A 19,040-nucleotide genomic window follows, 5' to 3' on the forward strand; every position below is an offset into this window, starting at 1 on the left:
GAGTTCTTAAAAGTTAAAACCGAGACTCATATAAACATCATCTTTATTGTCATCAGCCAAGCCGGTTTTAAATCCGGCAGATAATGATAAATCCGGAGTAATATAATAGTGCGCATCAAGTTTCAGGGTTCCTTCAGAGGTGTCATAACCCAGTCCGTAACGCATTATGTCTGCACTGAGGCGTACTTTGAAACCACCAAAGGACTTACTGAACCCGCCTTCCAGACCGGCTCCGGCGGAAAAACCCTCTTCATATCCTGTTGAAGCACGGATCTTTGTATTAAAAAGTCCGTAAAGCAGTCCTCCGTAAACTTTATAAGCCTTGCCGCCGCCCGGATTTATGAAAGCGGCGGTTGAGTGCAGTTCATCCAGATGCTCCAGACCAAAATTCATTTTCCATGACACAGGGCTGAAAATTTCCGTAACAGAAGCAAGGGAATATATATCAACAAAACTAAGCTTTTTCAGAATGAGATCCTCATTCTCTTCTTTTCTCACGGTTATATCAAAAAAAGCCAGTGAAGAGCCCTCAAGAAACCCGATGTCGCTGTCTTCAGGTGTATGCAGAGCCGGACGCCAGTTTATTTCACTGAAAAGGTTTCCGTTGCTGCTGCCTGTTTTTAAACTGACCTTTGAGGGTCTGTGCCCCTCAAGAGGCTCTTTTGGGACAGAGAAATTATACTCTATTTTTTCAGGTATTGCAGCACGGCGGCGGAGTACGCCAATAAGCTCCTCCGTGTACCGGTTTACCTCTTTTTTTCTGTTTTTGAACTGAGTGTATTCAATCCAGAAGTCCAGCAGACGGATTTTATCCTTGTTATTAAAATCTTCCGGTATATCTAGCTTATCCTGTTCAATTGCCTGAACTGCTGCCTGATAAATGGCCGGTTCCATGTCTTTGAGCATTTCTGCCATTCTGGTGGATTGTGACGGACGGAAAACAGCTTCGCCGAGCAGCCCCTTGTCTCTCAGAATATAAATGGTATCTATAGGGATAACCCACAAAAAGCCCTCTGTCAGATGGGACTCCGGTTTTGCGGCTTCAATGATAAACAAAAGGTTATACGCACAGTTTTCATCAAAAAAGTAATAACGTGACCATGTGAGCTGTATTTCATAAGAATGCAAAACCATCCTGCGGACCTCTTCAGGGGTGAGTTTAAGCTCATACTCCCATATGTCTCGCTGATTGATGTTATCATATTCTCTTATTTTTCTGTGATACGGTAAAATTTCAGAACGTCCGGCGTAAAGCCCTGTAACGCCTTTAACAGCATACATTATCCCGCCGTCTGTGCCGTTGTAATCGGCTGCGTAGGTGATCGCTGTGGAAACGAGCTTACTGTCAAGGGAGGAGTCAAAGCGTATTAATGTATGACCAAACATAGATGCAGGGCTGTTCATATGGTAAAACGGAAAAATAATGCTGGCCTTAACAGGGTTTATGCTATCCATAAACTCTTTGAGTTCAATACATTCATCAAGATGAAGATCTGATAAGGGTTTCCCCAGCTTTTCAGCAAGAAATTCCGCACGTAGCGGAAAACGGCACACGGCAGAGCCGTCACCCCTTAAATTGTCTCCATATATGTTTTCATACAAAGACAAAATCTCCGCATACGGATCATATTTGCCGTTTTTGTTAAGAAAAAAATCTGGATCGTCCACAAGGCTCCGGTTGCCGAAAACTCCTCTTTCATAGTGCAGGAGAACCTGCCACTCGTGAGAGCTTGCAGCTTTTGATAAGATATCATGCTCATCTGAAAAAGCAGCTTTGAAAGGCAGGAGCAGAAAAAGACACAAAAGGAAGGCACACCTCGCGGTGCGCCCCTCTTTAGTTTGTTTAGATTGTTGCATATATTGAATCTACTACCTGAGCATATTCAACATCAGCGGAAGGGAAAATAACAGCAAAGTTAGCCTGAAGTTTTGCAGAGAAAGCGTTAACATCAGCAACTTCCATGAGTTCAGCAAGGCTTGTTAAAGTTTCGCCGCTGCCTTTTGCTATATCAATGGCAAGAAGGTCAAGGTTAGCCTGAACAAATTCATTCACTTTTTCGGAAGAAGCAAACTTAGAAGGTTTTTCGCATCCGAGAGTACCGGAAGTGATACCGAAAGTCTGGTTACCTGAAGTTCCATTAGTTGTCACAGCAAAAGACTGAACAATAACGGAGTCCTGCTCACCGAGCAGATGGGTTCCGAGTCCGCAGCCTGTATTTCCGGCAGCAAAAGCGGCTCCGGTAAATACTGCACTTACAGCAAGGGCTACAAAGATTTTTTTCATAATTATCCTCCAACAGCTTTCAGGTTCATATGAATACAAAAGAACCGAAACTGACATGAATAATGTTATCATATAGCCCAGAAAATGCTTGTTATTTCTCACAAAAAATTAACTTTTTTTAAGTTAATATCCTCTTTATCGTATGTTCAAATTTCAGCAATAATGATTTAACTCACGCTGAACACAGGACAACTCAGCCGTCCATACCCACTAATTCACCATTGAGCTGTCATCAAACACAATCATATCTCCTTAAAATACTAGTGCAAAAGAGGATATTACTGCAAGTCTCTTTTCCCCATTGTTTGAAGGAGTACAGCAGTACAAAATGCCTAAACACTAATGGAGGTTAAGTATGCGTAAAGCAGCTTTAGTACTTTTATTTACGCTGATTTGCATTGCCGGCTACGCAGGCAAAAAATCAGTAGACAAAGCAGACGTTACATTTGTTGACTCAAAAAATTGCTTTGAATGCCACGAAACGGTCAAAACACTTCACGAAAGAGGCTCACACGCAGGTGTGAACTGCGGCTTCTGCCACTCTGTTCCGAAGGAACATTCCACAGAACCGTCCGAAAAAAACCGCCCGACTGTGCGCACAGACCACAGGGCATGCGCTCAATGTCACGATGCTGAACTTAATGACATGCTCAATACCAAGTATCATATGTCATGGGCAGGAAAAAACGGTGCTGCAAGTTACCAGCTTGTAAAAAGAGCCGACGGTTCATTCCAAAATGTCCAGACACGCATACCTCGTTACCATGTGGGAATTCTTGCTGATCTGACAGTAAACCGTATGGGCGGAAGATATGACTACAAACCCGGATATTCCGAAGCTGTTCCCGTTGAAAAGCTTTGGGACTCTGTGCAGGATCTTCATCCGGAAGACGGCGATAACATGTACAGAACAAGACCAAGCACCGCATGGCGTCCCCAGAAAATGAAGGGAATAGCAAGCACCGCCTTCTGCCTTAAGTGTAAATCTGCTGATAACATACTCGATTATTCCTACCTCGGCAGAAAGGGAACAGGAGCGCCCCTTGACTTAAAATCCCCTATCTTCCCGACAATTAAAAAAATGGAGACAAGCTTTAACTGCAACTTCTGCCATGATCCTCATTCCGCTGAACCCCGTGTTGTAAACGACATCCTTATTGAAGGGATGACCGATCCGAAATATAAAGACAACGGCTACCAGAAGAATGCAGGCAAAACAATGGCAAAAGCTGAAATTATAAAAATGGGTGAACGTGGTTACGAACGCCGTATAGCTATCCTTGAGCGTCCGGATTCAAACCTTATGTGCGGTCAGTGCCATATGGCATTCCACACTGCTGTCACCTACAAGGACAGAGACACGGATGAAAAATTTTCAGGTACGGATTTCGGTAACCTTTCGACAACCCTTTTTACGAAAAGCCCGCTTGAAAACCAGGAATATTATAAAAAACATAACCTTTACAACAAGGTTCATCCCGTAACAGGAACAAAATACGCCTCAATGGAAGACCATGCGCAGCTTGAAATAGTTTCCCAGTCTGCACACGGTAAAGCAGGAGTAGGATGTACAGACTGCCATTTTGCTAAAACTGCTGACGGACATATGGAGCATCAGCCATCGCTTCCAACTGAGAAAACAGCTATGACATGCCTCAGATCCGACTGCCATGGTGCAGGAACAACATATAACTGGACACAGGCTGAACAGGCTCTCTATCAAATAGAAGTTATCCAGCAAAAAGCACGCAATCAGCTTACATATCTGCGTACAGAGCAGGATAAAATTATCGCTTATATGAAGAGAGTAATAGACGGAGAAATCAGCGTAAGCAAAGATTCATACGCTAAACTTGACAATGCTCTGGAACGCGCTCTTACTGTTGTGGATTTCTGGCAGACAGACTACTCACAGGGAGTACACGATCCCAAACTTCACGAAGAAACTGTTTTCACTTCAATGAAGGAGCTTAACACTGCTCTGGCTGAAGCGAAAAAAACCGAAAAGAAATTAAAATAATAATTCAGACCCGCAGGCATCCCTCCGGATGCCTGCAATTTCTTAAAACTATTGAATTCCCGGGCATTTAAACTATTATTAATATTTATTATATCAAGGTTAATTTATTTATGGAAATCATAGACGAAATCATAAAAACTCTGACTGATCGTTCAGCGCTTAATAAGTCAATTGCTCTTTTTCATAGAGGGCTGACATCAGGTGACAGGGAAATCTACAGCGATGACAACTACCGTGCAGAAAACATGCTGGCGGCTGTGGAAGTGATAAAGCATTACAAGGGCGATGTAGACTATTTTGATCTGCTGCAGAATCCCGGCATAATGAAACCTCTGCTGGATATGGCGGAGACGCATATCAGCGGAGGCACACGAATCGATTTTCTGATTGGGGTAACAAAAACTTATAACATATGTTATGAGCATATGCTCCTTGAATCGTCAATTCCCAGAACAGAAGCTCTTAACTTTATAATAAATTACAGAAAAGTTTTTGACGCCTTTGAGCTTTTATCCATGCGCAAATGGTTCATGCAGATAACAGAAAAATACCATGAGGAAATAAACAATCTAAGCAGCGACTTTCGGTTTGCCGAATCACAGTTCAGAGCCATACTAGAAACATTTGACTACCCTGCTGCCGTTGTCTGTTCAACAGGCAAAATAAGCATGATGAACCAGCCGGCCTATAAATATTTTGCTTTAATAGACAGTCTGGAGAAGCAGATCTGCAACTTGCTGGATTATCACTATATTAATTTCTGTGATTTTGTTAAATCCTACGGAAGAGACACTGATAAGTATGTGCGTTTTATGAACGGCGAGCAGTTTCTCACCCGTCTGATGAAACTTACTCCTGAATCATATATATTCAGCATGCAGCCCGTTCAGGAACGTGACATGGTAAAAAGCCTCAAGGAAAAACTTGCAGGTCTTACACCTTCCGAAACCGTTGTATGCTCCTATATAATAAGGGGCTTAAGCACAAAAGAGATTTCGGATGAACTGTTTATATCGACAGATACAGTAAACACGCACAGAAAGAACATAAGAAGAAAACTCGGATTAAGCGGCAGAAATGAATCAATAGCTGACAAACTTTGCGAAATAAGGGACATTAAGTTCTGAAAAACGCAAAATGTGCTAATTCTTCAGCAGTGTTCAAATGATAAATTCTGCCGGAGAATAAAAATCAATAAGCCAGACAGCCTCTGCACCCGTTGTACTGGCAGTCGGGCAGAACTTCGATCTTTCTGCCCGCCATTCCGCTTAAGAAATAGATCAGGGCGCTGTTTGATGCCACTCCGCCGGAGGCAAAGATCTTCTCGTTGCGGTATTTCTTCATCAGAGGATAAAGCCTCCGCGCGATAGATTCGTTCACGCCTGCTCCGATCTCCTCTGTTGTGTACCCTTCAGCTATTTTGCCGATTATCTCACTTTCGGAGAAGATGGCACATGTTGAACTCAGTTTAACAGGATTATCAGTCATTTCTGCAAGCTGATCCAGCGAGATCTGTAGAATACTGCAGGCATTTTCCAGAAATCGTCCGGTGCTTGCGGCACACTTATCATTCATCACAAAATCTTCGATATAGCCTTCCTGCACACAGATCACCTTGCTGTCCTGCCCGCCGACATCCACCAGAAGGAAGTCTCTTTCGCCAGTAGCTTCAAGGGCTCCTCTGAAGTGAGCTTTGATTTCGGAGATAACGTTAGCATTAGCAAAGTTAAGAAGATTGCGCCCGTAACCAGTTGCAGTTATTGAGTCTGCGTGTTCAAGCCCCGCTGCATCGAGATCAATAACAAGTCCTTCTGCTCCTCTTCTCACGAATGAGCGGTAGAACTCTGCTGTGTCCCAGCGCCTGTATGTTATTTCTCCGTCTTTGAGAAAAGCAAGCTTAACATATCTGCTGCCGAGGTCTATTCCCGCTTTAACGGTCATTTTTACGTGCCTCCAGCATTTCTATAAATGATTCTATGCGTATCTTCGTCCGTGCATCTATCCCGGAGGGCGAGTCCCCTTCGATGGTAAGAACCGGTACGTCCATGTGCTTTCTGATCGTGATATCCTGCATCTGGCGGTAGCAGAAGGACTGAACATAATGTATCAGCCCGTCTATACGGCGTTCTGCCGTTTGTTTTCTCACATCCGCAATCCGCCCGAAGACATCATAAGGGTAAGTGTATTCGGCATATCTTGATATATAGTCGGCATTGGTGCTGGGAATTGCGAACTGCCGCTGGATTTCATTAAACACCACAGAAGCGCCCTTCTCCTCTATAAATGCGTACATGTCATCATATATTGTGGGAACACCCAATACACCGAGGCGTATTTTCCGTCCGGCACTGTCTCGTGTTTCTATCTCAGCAAGTTTAGCATCAAGTTCAGCCTCGTAGCTGACGGGCTCTGTATTAAAATCGGTGGAGGTTACAAGCCACAGATGATTTTCAAATCCTGAAGCTTTTTCTTCAACAGTCAGAGTATCCAGCCTGCGGAGTTTTGTGCGTATGGGGTCTGTTATTTTAGTATATTCCGCCGCAGCCTCATAAGTTGTGCCAAGTGAAGACGCCAGAGAGCGGAACTCCTGCTCAAGAAAGCTTCGCCTGTCCTTCTTGCCGAAGGGATATGCAAAACTGTGAACAGGTATGCCGTGTTCCATAAAAAGCTCTGCCAAAGCATGAGAGTTGCTGCAGTCGCCTTCTGTAACGGCGATCACCTCATCTATGCTCCCACGGACGACAGCAGTGTAGATCCCTTTGATCCATGCACATATATTGCGGGGAAGCCCTTCGGTTTCGGCATAGTCCACAAAAGCAGTGGGGTCGGAATCGGTTATAAAGATATTATTAAGATCCACCGGGACCTGTCCGGCAGCGAGAATAATTTCAACGGGAATGGTTGTTGTAAAGCCGATGCGTTTTTTCATGAAAGGCTGAAGTCTATGTACCTGCGGACCTCTTTATGAAGCCCTCTTCTATTGCGGAATATCACTCCGTTTTCCTCAAACATTCTGTCCATCTCCGCAAAATCGACTATATCATAAGTTTCGTCAGTTACCATGTCTTTAAGCCTGTAAACCTTTGTTGTTTCATTAGATGAAACAAGGGAGCATTCCAGATCCCTTCTTTTTTTATAAAGATGAACAAGGTACACCCCGTTTTTTTCTTCAAAGCGCACCTCATCCCATGTCATGTCCTCACGGACAAGCATCCATCTTTCCTGATACATAAATCACCTGTTTAAAAAAGTAAGAACGGGGATAAATATACGCACATATGTGCGGGAATGCAATAACCGCCGTCAGAAGAATCTACTTCTTTATCTTTTTGTTTTCACGGTAAACGGCGGCGTATTTTTCTATATCTTTGAGCAGGCGCACGTTGTACTGCCCTTCAAACTGTTCTGAGGTTTTCTGCCCCATTACTATGTCAAAGAGGTCGTTATCGAAAATTTTAAGCAGAAGCTCACAAAGCTCTTCCATGTCCGTTTCTGTATAGTGTGAGGGGAGATTATACTCCACAAACTCACGGACTACCATTTCGTTTTCCAGCATAGCACGTCTGGCTGCGAGAAAGAGAGCTTTTTTAAAAAGAGGAGTGTCTTTCATCCGTTACCGCCCATTAAATGTTTTTGTAATGTTTCCCTCATAATATCAATACTTACAGGCTTTGCAAGATAATCATCCATTCCGGCCTCTATAAAACGCTCTCTGTCCCCTTTTATGGCGTATGCGGTGAGTGCAATTACGGGCACATGTTTAAAAAAACTTGCTTTCTCATACTCATTTATAAGTTTCGCCGCCTCTATTCCACCAAGTTCCGGCATGTTTATATCCATAATAACTATATCAAAGCCGCCCTGCTTGAATGCCTCCACAGCCTTTCGCCCGTTGTCCACGCAGACACTCTCAAGTCCGAGTTCTTTTAAGATCAGACGAACCATCTTTTGATTTACCGGATTATCCTCAGCCACAAGGGCAGTTCCGCTGAAACCACCTGATTTCGGACCTTTCTCTTTAATGTCGGCAGCGGGTTCATCGTGCATATAGCTCACAGCTATATAAACCGATTCATAAATATCTGTTAATCCTATTGGCTTAAGCAAAACAGAAGAGGAGCGCTTTCTCAGTCCTTCTTCTTCAAAGCGCCTGTGCATGTCCATAACCATTACAATAGGCACGCCTTCGTGGGTGCGTATGCTTTCAAGAAATTTATCCTTGGTGCTTTCGGAGTAAACATAAAAAACAACATCCAGAAACGGAAGCTGCTCAATATCAGCAAGAGATGAGAAATATGCCGTTTCATTGCCGAATGCATTGAGATAGCTCATTATCTGCTGTTCAGTCACACCCGGTTCGCCGAGTTCATCATCAACATAAACAGCAGAGTAACAGTCGCTGACACGTTCCACATCCGCCACGGGTTTTTGATTCATTATTTTAAAATCAATCTCAAACCAGAAAACAGTGCCCTGCTTTTCTGCCTCATGGAAGCCTATTTCGCCGTGCATAAGTTTAACTATATTTGATGAAACACTTAAGCCTATGCCTCCCAGCCCCTCAAATCTTTCTGCTATCTCAGTATCATATTCCGCAAAAAGCCGTCTAAGCTCTGCCTGTTTTTCATTATTTATCCCTACGCCGTTGTCTTCAACGCTGAAACGCAGACGAACGGTCTCATCACTCCGACCGACACTCACCACATCGAGCTTTGCATATCCGCCGGGGTTATTGAACTTTACAGCATTTTCCACAAAATTAGACAGCACCTGGCTGATACGCACAACATCGCCGTTAAGCTCGGAAGGTATGTTGTGATCTATGTAGAATGCAAACTCCACACCGCTTTCGGATGCCATAAACCCGAAAAGCTCACTCATGGATTCAAAGGTGCTTAACGGATTGAATCTGTCGTAGTTGAGATCAAGAGTGCCGGTCTCAAGCTTGGAAAAATCGAGTATGTCATTAACAACACCCACAAGGTTGCTTGAACTGTGCTTTATTATGCGCAGGAACCGTTTCTGGATCTTATCAAGCTCGGTTCCGTCCAGAAGCTCAATGAACCCCAGAACTCCGGTGAGCGGGGTGCGAAGCTCATGACTTATATGGGCAATAATTTCGGATTTGGTGCTGCTTGCTCTGCGTGCGGCGTCCATTGCTTTTTCAAGTTCAACGGTCTTTCGCATGTTTTCTTCATTCATCCGGTTAGCATAGTGAGCCATCTGCTTAAACTCTTCATAATTCATGCTTTCGGCGTCTATCATGGCTCCTTTTTCTGCCGCTCCGGAGAAAAAGTCCATAAACTTGGTGAATTCACTCTCAAGCATCCCTGAAAAACGGCGGGCGATAAGGTAAGCAGCACCGAAGACTATCAGAAATGATAAGCCGACAATCGCCATTGATTTCAGCAGCCCTAGCTGGAGTTCGTGTTTACCTTCGTCTATAACCCGTCTTACATCGTCGACATAAATAGCAAAGCCTATCACCCAGTTCCAGTCCGGGTATTTGAGATTATATGCAGCCATGGAAGAGGGAATAACAGCCCCCTGCTTAAGCCAGTCAAATCCGAAATAGCCTTCCCGTTTGTCTGAAATAAAGTCCAGAATATCACGCAGGGCGGACTGTTTTACCGTACTGCCGATGTTTCTGATGTATTTGCCTGTCAGTTCATCTTCCGAATGGGTTAGAATTTTGCCGTCATCACTGAGTATATAAAAAAAAGCTTTCTCACTGCCCACAAGGTGAGCGATTCGCTGAAGTGCTTCTTTCTTAACATCTTCAGCTACATCCTCCACATAACCGCCCGTACCCACAATCAACCCATAGGGTTCAAAGTAACTGACGTAGGAGATCTTGCCGTGTGAGAAATCACTTTCGCCGGGTTTTTTCCACTGATAGCTGACAAACCCGCCGCCCCTCATGGCTGTATCTTTGATCTCTCTGATTACATATCTACCTCTGTAATCAGTAACACTTGCAAGGTTCATGCTGCGGGGAATGCCGAAATCGCCTATTACCTGATTGAAATCTTTGTCAAAAATGAAGAAATAGCTGTCTGCACCAAATGTAAAATCAGAAAAAGCCTCTTCCAAACGCTTTGTCACTTTTTCCTTTGATTCTGTTTTACCGTACTTTCCATATATATTTTCAATGAACCCCATGCCGTAGCCAAGCCTGTTTTTAACCTGTGTTTTGAGCTTTTCTTCGGCGAGGCTCTTCTCATTATCAAGAAAGGTGGCAACCTTAAACGCCATTATCTGAAGATTATCCTTTCCGTCTTTCAGGAGTTTTTCATCAACCTGCGCACTTTTTTCGGTAAAATCTCTGTACTCATAATAGACAAGGAAGGATGAAAAGAGAATTATAAACAGAAAAACCGCTGCGAGGCTTGTCAGAAAATAGGTTCTGCCAAGTGAGTAAGATTTTGACACCTTTCACCCTGAATAAATTTTTTAAATAATTTTAACACTAAAAATATGTATTATCCAAGCATAACCAGAAAGTTAATCTGCTTTAACTTTATCGATTTCTGCTTCAACAGCAGGTTGAACAGTTACTGAGCCGAATTTATGGTAAATAACGAATCCCGGCGGTGTGCCTTTCGGCTTCTTCACATGCTTTTTCCTTGTATAATCCACAGTTACCCTTGCCTCATGCCTGTGCTTACTGAATGCGGCGGTTATGGCGGCTGCGGTCTGTATGTCTTCTTCCGAAGGCGGGGTTTCGCAGCGGAGTATAAGGTGAGCGGAGGGAATTTTCTGAGCATGAAACCAGTAGTCATCAGGCTTTGCAAACTGAAACACAAGACGGTGATTGGTAACAGAATTACGCCCGGCGTAAGCCTTGCCGCAGGGAAGCTGAAAGCACATAAACTGTTTCTGCTTCATTTCCTGCTTCGACTTAACCTTATCTCCCCTGCGCATTTCATCCTCAAGGGCTAAAAGTTCCTCTTCTCCGGCGGATTCCTCAATAAAGTAGATCTGTTCCTCAATTCCTTCGAGAAACTGGTCAATCTCCTTAATTCTCTCCTCTATCCTGAAAACAGAGCGTTCCATCTTTGCCGCTTTTTTAAAGAGCTTGGCAGTATACGCAGAAGGATTTTCCCCTTCAGGCATAAAAAACTTTCGCTTTTCCACCCCTTTTTCGGTGTAGAAGCTGAGTTCCATCTCTCCGGAACGACCGTCTATTTCAGCCAGATTATCCCGCAGAAGAACCCCTTTTTCATATATGTCCTTCCAGCCCTCGGCGTCCCTAAGCTCTTTCTCCAGCTCTGCACGGAGGGAGGTATATTTTTTACGCTGCTTTTCATAAAACTTCAGCAGCCGCCGTTTTGCAGCACTGCTCTTTCTTATTTCCGCATCACCGTTGAGAACACCTGCATATTCAGCCAGACTCATGCTTTCTTCCGCTTCCGGCGATTTAAACGGAATTACCTTGCCGTTTGCTGTGATATAAAATTTGTCATCATCAAAAAGGTAACTGTCTATGTAAGCGCAGGTTTCCGCAAACGTAAAGCCTGATGATTTCAGTTTTTCCGCATGCTTTACAGTAAGCGGATAAAACCCGGCAAGCTCACTGAAGTTACCGCAATTCTCGTGATTATCCGTATTAAGGCGCTTGTTTGCCTTCGGAGCAGTATATTTCTCACCTATGCCGAACGCTCTGTCCGCATCGGCATTGCTTTTATTAAGCAGGTAAAGAACAGTTCCTTCGCCGTCAACAACGGCAACATTCGACATTCTGCCGATAAGCTCTGCCATAAGCCAATACTGAATTATCTTTCCGCTCGGACGGCGCTTAAGGAAAGTAAACCGTACCAGACGGTCATATTTACGGCAGTCTATGGATTTGAGAGTTGCCCCGTTCAATGCCTCAAGCCTGTCTGACTGAGAACCATCGCACTTGGGGGAAGGAAACACAGCAGGAGTGTCCCCGCAGCGTATGCGGATACACTTCACGCCCTCTGCATAAAGGGAAAGATAAAGCGAATCATCCGTTACACCTATGCGGTTGAGCTTACTTCCGGCAAATTCCGCATTGAGCAGGCGAACAGTTTTCGTAAGAGTCAGTCCGTCCATTAACCTTCAGCTTCCGCAGGGGGTGTATCCAGATATTTGGCAAAAGCCTTCTTATCAAAGCACTTTGCGTATGCCTCTTCCGGCGATATCTTACCGTCGGTCAGAAGCTCCTTTATAGCTCCGTCCATAAGCTGCATACCTTCCGCCTTCCCTGTCTGGATGCTTGACGGAATCTGGAAGGTTTTCCCCTCCCTTATCAGGTTAGCTATGGCGCTGTTCACGAACATTATTTCCAGCGCCGCAACACGCCCTGGTTTATCGACTCTTTTAAATAGCTGTTGGCAGACAACACCTTTGAGAGATTCACTGAGCATGGCACGGATCTGCGCCTGCCTTCCTTCGGGAAAAACATCTATAATCCTGTCAACTGTTTTAGCGGCGGAATTCGTATGGAGGGTACCGAAGACAAGGTGTCCTGTTTCGGCAGCGGTTATGGCAAGCTCAATTGTTTCGAGGTCACGCATTTCACCCACCAGTATAACATCAGGATCCTCACGGAGAGCCGCTTTCAGAGCAGCTGCAAAGCTCTGAGTATGTGCCCCGACCTCCCTGTGATTGATAAGACACCTTGCAGGTTTATGCACAAACTCCACAGGGTCTTCCACAGTTAATATATGATCGGGACGGTGTTTATTTATAAAGTCGATTATTCCTGCAAGTGTGGTTGATTTTCCGCTGCCGGTTGCACCTGTAACAAGAATCAGCCCCCTGCTGTAATCTGCAAACCTGAGAACCTGCGGCGGCAGACCAAGCTGCTCAACTGTGAGTATTGTATCGGGAATTATTCTGAAAACAGCGCCCATGCCTCTTTTTTGGCAGTAGTAATTGGCACGGAAGCGTGCCTTGCTCGGAATTTCATATGCGAAATCAAGGTCTTTTTTATCAAGAAACTTTTTCCATTGTTCCTCGGAACATATTTCAGAAAGAAGCTCAGTCAGCATTTCATTGGTCAGGCGGTCATACTTGAAAGCTATCTCAGTAAGCTCGCCGTGCTTTCTCATCTGCGGTTTAACCCCTGCGGAAAGGTGCAGGTCACTCCCGCCTTCGTTCATCAGGTGGTTGAAAAAAGCGTCTATTTTAGCCATGATTCCGCTCCGAACAGTAATTATGTCAGTTTACACCACATTTGCAGGGATTTAAAGAACTTATGGCGAACGGGAAAGTTAGCGTGTAAATTTTTTTGTGCTGAATTCGGACTTTTTTTGTTGACAAAGAATATGCAACGACCAATGTTATAAGCAAGGAAATTTTCCCTCCCCTCCTTAACACACATGCTTGGCCGGTCGCTTCCCCAACGCGGCCGGCATTTTTTATGCAGAGAAATGAACCTATTTCACAACTACACTACTTGATGTAGCGCTGGATGGTTCCCATCAATTCTTCTATGATTTCGTCGGGGTGGTTTTCTTTTATAGCGGAGGAGACACAGCTTTTCAGGTGCTTTTCCAGAACCATGAGCGTAACCTTATCCAGACCGCCCCGCACGGCGGAGATCTGGTTCACTATATCAATACAGTATGAACCTTCCTCCACCATACGGATGATACCGCCAATCTGACCCTGAATTTTTTTCAGTCTGTCGAGAGTATCGGCGTGTTTCAAGATTTTACCTCGTAGCCTTCGTCTTCAATCGTTTCCTTGATAGCGTCAAGGCTTGTTTTGGCGCTGTCAAACTCAACAGCAACTGATTTAGTTTCAAGTGTCACCTGAACCGAAGCAACACCAGCCATGCCACCGAGGGCTTTTTCCACTGCCATTTTGCAGTGACCGCATTTCATTCCATCAACTTTAAGTTCTGCTTTTTCCATTACTGCACTCTCCTTAAATATTTATCAGGGTTCCACCTCTTCAGCCTCAAAGCATTCAGCACCACCGAAACAGAGCTGAATGACATGGCTGCACCGGCTATAATCGGGCTCAAGTAGCCCATAGCAGCAAGGGGAATGCCCAGTATGTTATATATCAAAGCCCAGAACAGGCTAAGTTTTATATTAAGCATTGCACTTCTGCTTATTTTCAGAGCAATGCCCAGTTCCTTCATTGTTCCCTTAAGCAGTGTAACACCTGCGGTTTCTATAGCCACATCTGTGCCTGTGCCCATCGCTATGCCCACATCAGCCAGAGCGAGGGAAGGAGCGTCATTTATGCCGTCACCCACCATAACAACCGTGCGTTCTTCCGCTTTAAGGCGTTCTATCACATCCTTCTTGCCGTCCGGCAGAACACCTGCAATTACATTGCTGATACCTGCTTCATGAGCTACCGCATGCGCTGCCTTCTCTGTATCTCCGGTGAGAAGGTAAACATCCATGCCAAGCCTTCCGGCATATTCCACAAGCGCTCCGGCACTCTCTTTTATTTTATCCGAAACTGCGATCAAGCCTGCGGCTTTTCCATCAACCGTAACAAAAATCATTGTACGCCCAAGAGCCTCAAGCTCCTCTGCACGCTTTTCAAGGGAAGAAAAATCAGCATCAGCAAGCCTTCTGCTGCCGACAGTGACATCATGCCCCTCAACCGCAGCCCTGATCCCTTTACCTGCATCTGTAGAAGCATTCTCAGCGTTCGGCAACTCAAGCCCTTCTGCCGCTTCAATAACAGCCTTTGCCAAAGGATGTTCGGAGAGCATCTCGGCTGCGGCGGCAAATTTCAGTACATTTTCCCTGCTGAAACTGCCTGCTGTCTCTATTTCACGCACTGCGGGTCTGCCTTCGGTAACTGTGCCTGTTTTATCAAGAACAAGGGTGTCAGCATGGCTGAGTTTCTCAAGATATTCGCCGCCTTTAAAAAGAACACCGAAGGAAGCCGCCCTTCCCGTTGCGGTCATGACAGATGTCGGTGTTGCAAGACCAAGTGCGCAGGGGCATGAGATAACTATTACGCTGGTGAAGATGATGATAGCTTTGGTGAAGCCCGCTCCCATTATAAAAAACCAGAATGTAAATGCCATCAGGGCGAATATTATAACAAGGGGAACGAAGTATGAAGAGATTACATCCGCCATTCTCTGAATCGGCGCTTTTCCTGCCTGCGCTTCTTCCACCATGCGGATTATTCTGCTTAAAAGAGTATCAGCACCCACACGGGTTACTTTAACAAAAACCGTTCCGCCGCCGTTTACCGTGCCTCCGGTAACAAGCTCCCCTGTTTCTTTAAGAACGGGGAGGCTCTCACCGGTAACCATGGATTCATCTATATAGGAAGAACCGGAGATTATTTCTCCGTCCAGAGGTATCTTTGTTCCAGGTTTGACAACCATTGTCTCGCCCACCATGACAGACTCAACGCCGACCTCTGCTTCTTTGCCGTCATGGAGAACAATTGCTGTCTTTGCACCAAGTTCCATCAGGCTCTTAAGCGCATCGGCAGTGCGTGCTTTTGCTATAGCTTCCAGATACTTGCCTAGCAAAACAAGGGTGATCAGCATAGCTGAAGCCTCAAAATAAAGATGCCCGTCAAAGAACATGCTGACAACGCTGTAAAGGTAAGCAGTGGTAGTGCCCATAGCTACGAGGACATCCATATTCGCCGACTTATGTTTCAAGTTGGCGTAAGCTCCTTTATAGAACCGCCATCCGCCGACAAACTGAACAAAAGAGGCAAGTACGAACTGAACCCATTTATCCATAAAAATATGCGGAAACAGATTAAGCTCAAATACATGATCCACCATGGCAAGGCTCATGGGCAAGGTAAAAATAATAGAAAGGATCAGAATTATCTTTGTTTTTTTCTCCGCCTCGGCAGTGTCTGCTGCTTCTCTGGAAGCCCCGAACCCTATATCTTCAATAAGGCGGATAATATCCTCTTCCTGCAGCGTGTCCCTGTCATAAGTAACACGCCCTTTTGCGGTGCTTAGATTCACCGCAACTTCTTTAATCCCCTGCTGCTTGGAGAGTTTTCTTTCTATTCTTGACGAGCATGCAGAGCATGTCATTCCTGTGATGCTGAGTTTTACACTTTCTTCTTTCATACATATACCCCGTAAGGGTATAGTACGCCGATTATCCGTCAGATCAAGAGAAAACTTGTCCGATAAATTTATCAGGTTTTCAAGCGCTTAATTTCAGCGGCTTTATGACCTGCTTCTTTAAGAACACTCTCAAAGTCAGCAAGGGTAAAAGGCTTTTTAAGAAATCCGAAAATCCCCAGATTTTCAGCCCTGCTCTCATAATCTGGCACATCGTATGCAGACATCACCACCACAACAACTTCCGGATTCTGAGCCTTCATTCCGGCTATCATCTCAAATCCTGTCATTTCAGGCATCCAAAGATCGGTTATGACGATGTCGATACTATTTTCATGGAAAATGTCCAGACCGTTTCTGCCGTTATCAGCTAAGATAAGATTTCCGAAAAGGTTCCGCAGTATTGTTGCCATGGCTGTTCTGGCGTAGCTGTCATCCTCGACAAACAACGCCGACAGTGTTTTTAAATCATTCATTTCAGGCATTTTAAACTCTCTTCAAATAAAATAAAAATATATGCCGGATAATATACCGGTTTATAAGTATAGCTTTTCGTCCATATCTTTCAACCTTTCACACAAAGAATTAATAATTCTTAATGAAAGTCTGTGGTTCAGCCCTATTAATTCCCTGAAAGCTTCCGGCTCAATTTTGAATATTACTGAGTCTTCGCCTGCTGCTGCCGTTGCTGTACGGGGTGTATTGAGCAGGTTCGCCATCTCACCCAGAATGTCACCCTCGCCCACTGACGCCACAGGAGTTTGTGCGCCTTCTATAAATATATCTACTCTACCCCTGTAAACATAGTAAACATCCTGAGATATTTCCCCCTGACGGAAAAGTTCTTTACCCTTCGGATAAAAGTCAGAATAACGCTTTGCCACAGAAGATTTATGCCCGAAAAAGAAACGCTCAATAAGGTTTTTCCGTTCTTCGCTGTGGACACTGAAAACTTTGTTTATCACCAGTATGTCTGTTCTGTCAGACACATAAACAAACTCGGCGCAGATAAAAAACACCTGACACACCAGATAAACCCATATGAGCAGAGCGATCAGAGCGCCGATTACTCCATAGAGTATGTTCATTTTCGCCATTCCCGCCATAAATCCGAATGCGAATTTGAGAACAAAAAGCAGTAACGCAAAAAGAAGTGCCCCTTTAAGAGCAGCAGAGGTGGAAGGACGGCGCACAGGCAGATATCTGTAGCAAACAAACGCACCGGCAAAAGCGGCAAAAACAGGAAGTATGAAACCAAGACCTCCTAAACGTTCTATCAAATCCGCACCTATGCCTAACTGAAGAAGCATTCCGCTGATAAAACCGAGAACAAGCCTTAAACCTGCAAAAAATGTTACCAGCAGGAAAAAAGCAGGGATTATGACTATGGAAATGAAAGAGGTGATTATAAAATTTCTGTTTTTGGGAGAAGGAAAGATAACATCAAATGCCCTTTGCACAGAAGTGAGTATGAGCCTTGATGTCCACAGTAGGTTCAACGCCCCGAATATCCCCACAGCCCCAGCCGCTCCGCCGCTGAGTCCGAATTTTTCCAGAAATTCTCTGTCCAGATTTGGACTGAAACTTTGAAGAACCCTGAAAAAATCATCAGAAAAAGCAGCATGACTGTTAAGGAATGATTCAAAAATAGTAAGCATCAGCAGGATGATCGGAATAATAGAAAGAAGGAAGTAATACGCCACAGCCCCCGCATGATTGGTAAGCTCATTCTCCGTATAACGGCTAAGGGCTATATAAAATCTCTGAATAAACGGAGTTCGGTTTTTCATCTGTCCGGCGGATGTGTCAGACAACTTTAACATGCCACGGCTCAAAGCGCACACCATAAGGGTTTTTCCTGTCATACCTTATGCGCATGTAGCCCTCCTCAAGCAGTCTTGAGTATTCTCTCGTGGTGGCGAATCTGTCTGTGAAGTTAAAGTGTCCCCAGCCTTTTATACCTACGTCAAAGTCTCCTGTTCCGTGAAATGAATAGCCAATGGGAGCGATAGAACGTGAAGCCATGGAGATATTACCTTTTGTGTCAACTATTTTGGCGAGGAAAAGTCCCGCCTGTTTAACAACACTCCTCACACCGGAGGTAAGTATCAGGGTTTTCATATCCGAAGTAATCTTTGCGTAAGTACCTTCAGCCTTGCCTTTGTAGATATAGTGACCGGTTCCGGGAACTTTGAAAACATGCTTTTCATTAACCTCGTCATAGAGACTGTTGAAGATTCTGTCTCCATAGAAGCCGTAAACGGATGCGCTGCGTCGGAAGAAATCCTCCATAAAACCTTTTTCCTGCGGTGTAAATTCTGCAAGAGAACCACGCAGGCTCATTGTCTTCAGTGCGTCACGGTAGGAAAGTATATTGAAATTTCCGAAACCGACAAACTTCATCAGCTCACGCAGCTTGGTATTACAGCTTGTTATGAGGGCAAATTCCGCAGGAGAGGCAACGATATCGTCCTTGAAACTCCGGTTGAACTCTTTGATTTTTTTGAAGTATTCACTGTTGTAAAGAGTCTGTCCGTCCTGAAGGCGGCAGACATCAGTGCTTAGTTCCTTTTTTTCCTCTGTAAAAGGGTAAACGAAGCCCAGCACCTCTTCCGGATTAAGCAGGAGAGAGGCGGCGGGGAGTGAAGCTGTAAGTTTCAGAAATGTTCTTCTGTTCACGGCAAAGC

Annotated in this window: 17 protein-coding genes; 2 read left to right on the forward strand and 15 right to left on the reverse strand. The window is 44.7% G+C overall.

All coding sequences use genetic code 11. The features are described 5' to 3' along the window. Positions 1 to 6: 6 nt before the first annotated feature. Together ACYRYY_RS06555 and ACYRYY_RS06560 are read right to left on the reverse strand one after the other, a co-directional pair. Positions 7 to 1,803 (reverse strand): Lnb N-terminal periplasmic domain-containing protein, encoded by a 1,797-nt coding sequence (locus ACYRYY_RS06555; RefSeq protein ID WP_460214807.1) that lies wholly within the window; start codon positions 1,801 to 1,803, stop codon positions 7 to 9. A 40-nt stretch (positions 1,804 to 1,843) separates the two neighbouring features. Beyond that, entirely contained in the window at positions 1,844 to 2,284 is a 441-nt protein-coding gene (locus ACYRYY_RS06560) for a DUF3015 family protein (protein WP_460214808.1), read from the reverse strand. A 355-nt stretch (positions 2,285 to 2,639) separates the two neighbouring features. Between ACYRYY_RS06560 and ACYRYY_RS06565 the strand changes: the two genes are divergently transcribed. Both ACYRYY_RS06565 and ACYRYY_RS06570 read left to right on the forward strand, forming a co-directional pair. Continuing rightward, complete coding sequence (locus ACYRYY_RS06565) at positions 2,640 to 4,304, forward strand: ammonia-forming cytochrome c nitrite reductase subunit c552 (RefSeq protein ID WP_460214809.1); 1,665 nt, start codon at positions 2,640 to 2,642, stop codon at positions 4,302 to 4,304. Positions 4,305 to 4,414: 110 nt separating this feature from the next. Beyond that, a complete protein-coding gene (locus ACYRYY_RS06570; protein WP_460214810.1) occupies positions 4,415 to 5,431 on the forward strand; it encodes a helix-turn-helix transcriptional regulator in 1,017 nt (338 codons plus the stop codon). Between the two features lie 64 nt (positions 5,432 to 5,495). On the opposite strand, the gene ACYRYY_RS06575 is transcribed toward ACYRYY_RS06570, so the two are convergent. The 13 genes from ACYRYY_RS06575 to ACYRYY_RS06635 form a co-directional block, all read right to left on the reverse strand. Then, positions 5,496 to 6,245 carry an acyl-CoA dehydratase activase gene (locus ACYRYY_RS06575; RefSeq protein WP_460214811.1) on the reverse strand — a complete coding sequence of 250 codons (750 nt, stop codon included), beginning with the start codon at positions 6,243 to 6,245 and terminating at the stop codon, positions 5,496 to 5,498. After that, entirely contained in the window at positions 6,235 to 7,233 is a 999-nt protein-coding gene (locus tag ACYRYY_RS06580; protein ID WP_460214812.1) for a 2-hydroxyacyl-CoA dehydratase family protein, read from the reverse strand. The genes ACYRYY_RS06575 and ACYRYY_RS06580 overlap by 11 nt, the downstream gene beginning before the upstream one ends. After that, complete coding sequence (locus ACYRYY_RS06585) at positions 7,230 to 7,535, reverse strand: hypothetical protein (protein ID WP_460214813.1); 306 nt, start codon at positions 7,533 to 7,535, stop codon at positions 7,230 to 7,232. Before ACYRYY_RS06585 ends, ACYRYY_RS06580 begins: the two co-directional genes overlap by 4 nt. A gap of 82 nt (positions 7,536 to 7,617) precedes the next feature. Further along, entirely contained in the window at positions 7,618 to 7,914 is a 297-nt protein-coding gene (locus ACYRYY_RS06590) for an FAD assembly factor SdhE (RefSeq protein WP_460214814.1), read from the reverse strand. After that, complete coding sequence (locus ACYRYY_RS06595) at positions 7,911 to 10,736, reverse strand: cache domain-containing protein (protein WP_460214815.1); 2,826 nt, start codon at positions 10,734 to 10,736, stop codon at positions 7,911 to 7,913. Before ACYRYY_RS06595 ends, ACYRYY_RS06590 begins: the two co-directional genes overlap by 4 nt. A 72-nt stretch (positions 10,737 to 10,808) precedes the next feature. Beyond that, positions 10,809 to 12,383, reverse strand: a complete 1,575-nt coding sequence (locus ACYRYY_RS06600; protein WP_460214816.1) for an NFACT RNA binding domain-containing protein — start codon at positions 12,381 to 12,383, stop codon at positions 10,809 to 10,811. Further along, on the reverse strand, positions 12,383 to 13,468 hold the full coding sequence (locus tag ACYRYY_RS06605; protein ID WP_460214817.1) for a type IV pilus twitching motility protein PilT: 1,086 nt from the start codon (positions 13,466 to 13,468) through the stop codon (positions 12,383 to 12,385). Before ACYRYY_RS06605 ends, ACYRYY_RS06600 begins: the two co-directional genes overlap by 1 nt. Before the next feature lie 259 nt (positions 13,469 to 13,727). After that, on the reverse strand, positions 13,728 to 13,985 hold the full coding sequence (locus ACYRYY_RS06610) for a metal-sensitive transcriptional regulator (RefSeq protein ID WP_460214818.1): 258 nt from the start codon (positions 13,983 to 13,985) through the stop codon (positions 13,728 to 13,730). Then, positions 13,982 to 14,191, reverse strand: coding sequence for a copper chaperone CopZ (gene copZ, locus ACYRYY_RS06615; protein ID WP_460214819.1), 210 nt, complete (start codon positions 14,189 to 14,191; stop codon positions 13,982 to 13,984). Before copZ ends, ACYRYY_RS06610 begins: the two co-directional genes overlap by 4 nt. Continuing rightward, a complete protein-coding gene (locus ACYRYY_RS06620; RefSeq protein ID WP_460214820.1) occupies positions 14,191 to 16,356 on the reverse strand; it encodes a heavy metal translocating P-type ATPase in 2,166 nt (721 codons plus the stop codon). Before ACYRYY_RS06620 ends, copZ begins: the two co-directional genes overlap by 1 nt. Positions 16,357 to 16,427: 71 nt before the next feature. After that, a complete protein-coding gene (locus ACYRYY_RS06625) occupies positions 16,428 to 16,838 on the reverse strand; it encodes a response regulator (RefSeq protein ID WP_460214821.1) in 411 nt (136 codons plus the stop codon). A gap of 51 nt (positions 16,839 to 16,889) precedes the next feature. Next, positions 16,890 to 18,176 carry a YhjD/YihY/BrkB family envelope integrity protein gene (locus ACYRYY_RS06630; protein WP_460214822.1) on the reverse strand — a complete coding sequence of 429 codons (1,287 nt, stop codon included), beginning with the start codon at positions 18,174 to 18,176 and terminating at the stop codon, positions 16,890 to 16,892. After that, complete coding sequence (locus ACYRYY_RS06635; protein ID WP_460214823.1) at positions 18,160 to 19,032, reverse strand: M15 family metallopeptidase; 873 nt, start codon at positions 19,030 to 19,032, stop codon at positions 18,160 to 18,162. The genes ACYRYY_RS06630 and ACYRYY_RS06635 overlap by 17 nt, the downstream gene beginning before the upstream one ends. Positions 19,033 to 19,040: the final 8 nt, after the last annotated feature.

This window comes from Geovibrio sp. ADMFC3, from assembly GCF_054687035.1.

Bases quoted from the DNA above. Each gene is read 5' to 3' on its own strand.
- ACYRYY_RS06625 (WP_460214821.1), bottom strand. From the start codon at position 16,838: ATGCCTGAAATGAATGATTTAAAAACACTGTCGGCGTTGTTTGTCGAG.
- ACYRYY_RS06585 (WP_460214813.1), bottom strand. From the start codon at position 7,535: ATGTATCAGGAAAGATGGATGCTTGTCCGTGAGGACATGACATGGGAT.
- ACYRYY_RS06580 (WP_460214812.1), bottom strand. From the start codon at position 7,233: ATGAAAAAACGCATCGGCTTTACAACAACCATTCCCGTTGAAATTATT.
- ACYRYY_RS06605 (WP_460214817.1), bottom strand. From the start codon at position 13,468: ATGGCTAAAATAGACGCTTTTTTCAACCACCTGATGAACGAAGGCGGG.
- ACYRYY_RS06630 (WP_460214822.1), bottom strand. From the start codon at position 18,176: ATGTTAAAGTTGTCTGACACATCCGCCGGACAGATGAAAAACCGAACT.
- ACYRYY_RS06565 (WP_460214809.1), top strand. From the start codon at position 2,640: ATGCGTAAAGCAGCTTTAGTACTTTTATTTACGCTGATTTGCATTGCC.
- ACYRYY_RS06600 (WP_460214816.1), bottom strand. From the start codon at position 12,383: ATGGACGGACTGACTCTTACGAAAACTGTTCGCCTGCTCAATGCGGAA.
- ACYRYY_RS06590 (WP_460214814.1), bottom strand. From the start codon at position 7,914: ATGAAAGACACTCCTCTTTTTAAAAAAGCTCTCTTTCTCGCAGCCAGA.
- ACYRYY_RS06560 (WP_460214808.1), bottom strand. From the start codon at position 2,284: ATGAAAAAAATCTTTGTAGCCCTTGCTGTAAGTGCAGTATTTACCGGA.
- ACYRYY_RS06620 (WP_460214820.1), bottom strand. From the start codon at position 16,356: ATGAAAGAAGAAAGTGTAAAACTCAGCATCACAGGAATGACATGCTCT.
- copZ (WP_460214819.1), bottom strand. From the start codon at position 14,191: ATGGAAAAAGCAGAACTTAAAGTTGATGGAATGAAATGCGGTCACTGC.
- ACYRYY_RS06570 (WP_460214810.1), top strand. From the start codon at position 4,415: ATGGAAATCATAGACGAAATCATAAAAACTCTGACTGATCGTTCAGCG.
- ACYRYY_RS06575 (WP_460214811.1), bottom strand. From the start codon at position 6,245: ATGACCGTTAAAGCGGGAATAGACCTCGGCAGCAGATATGTTAAGCTT.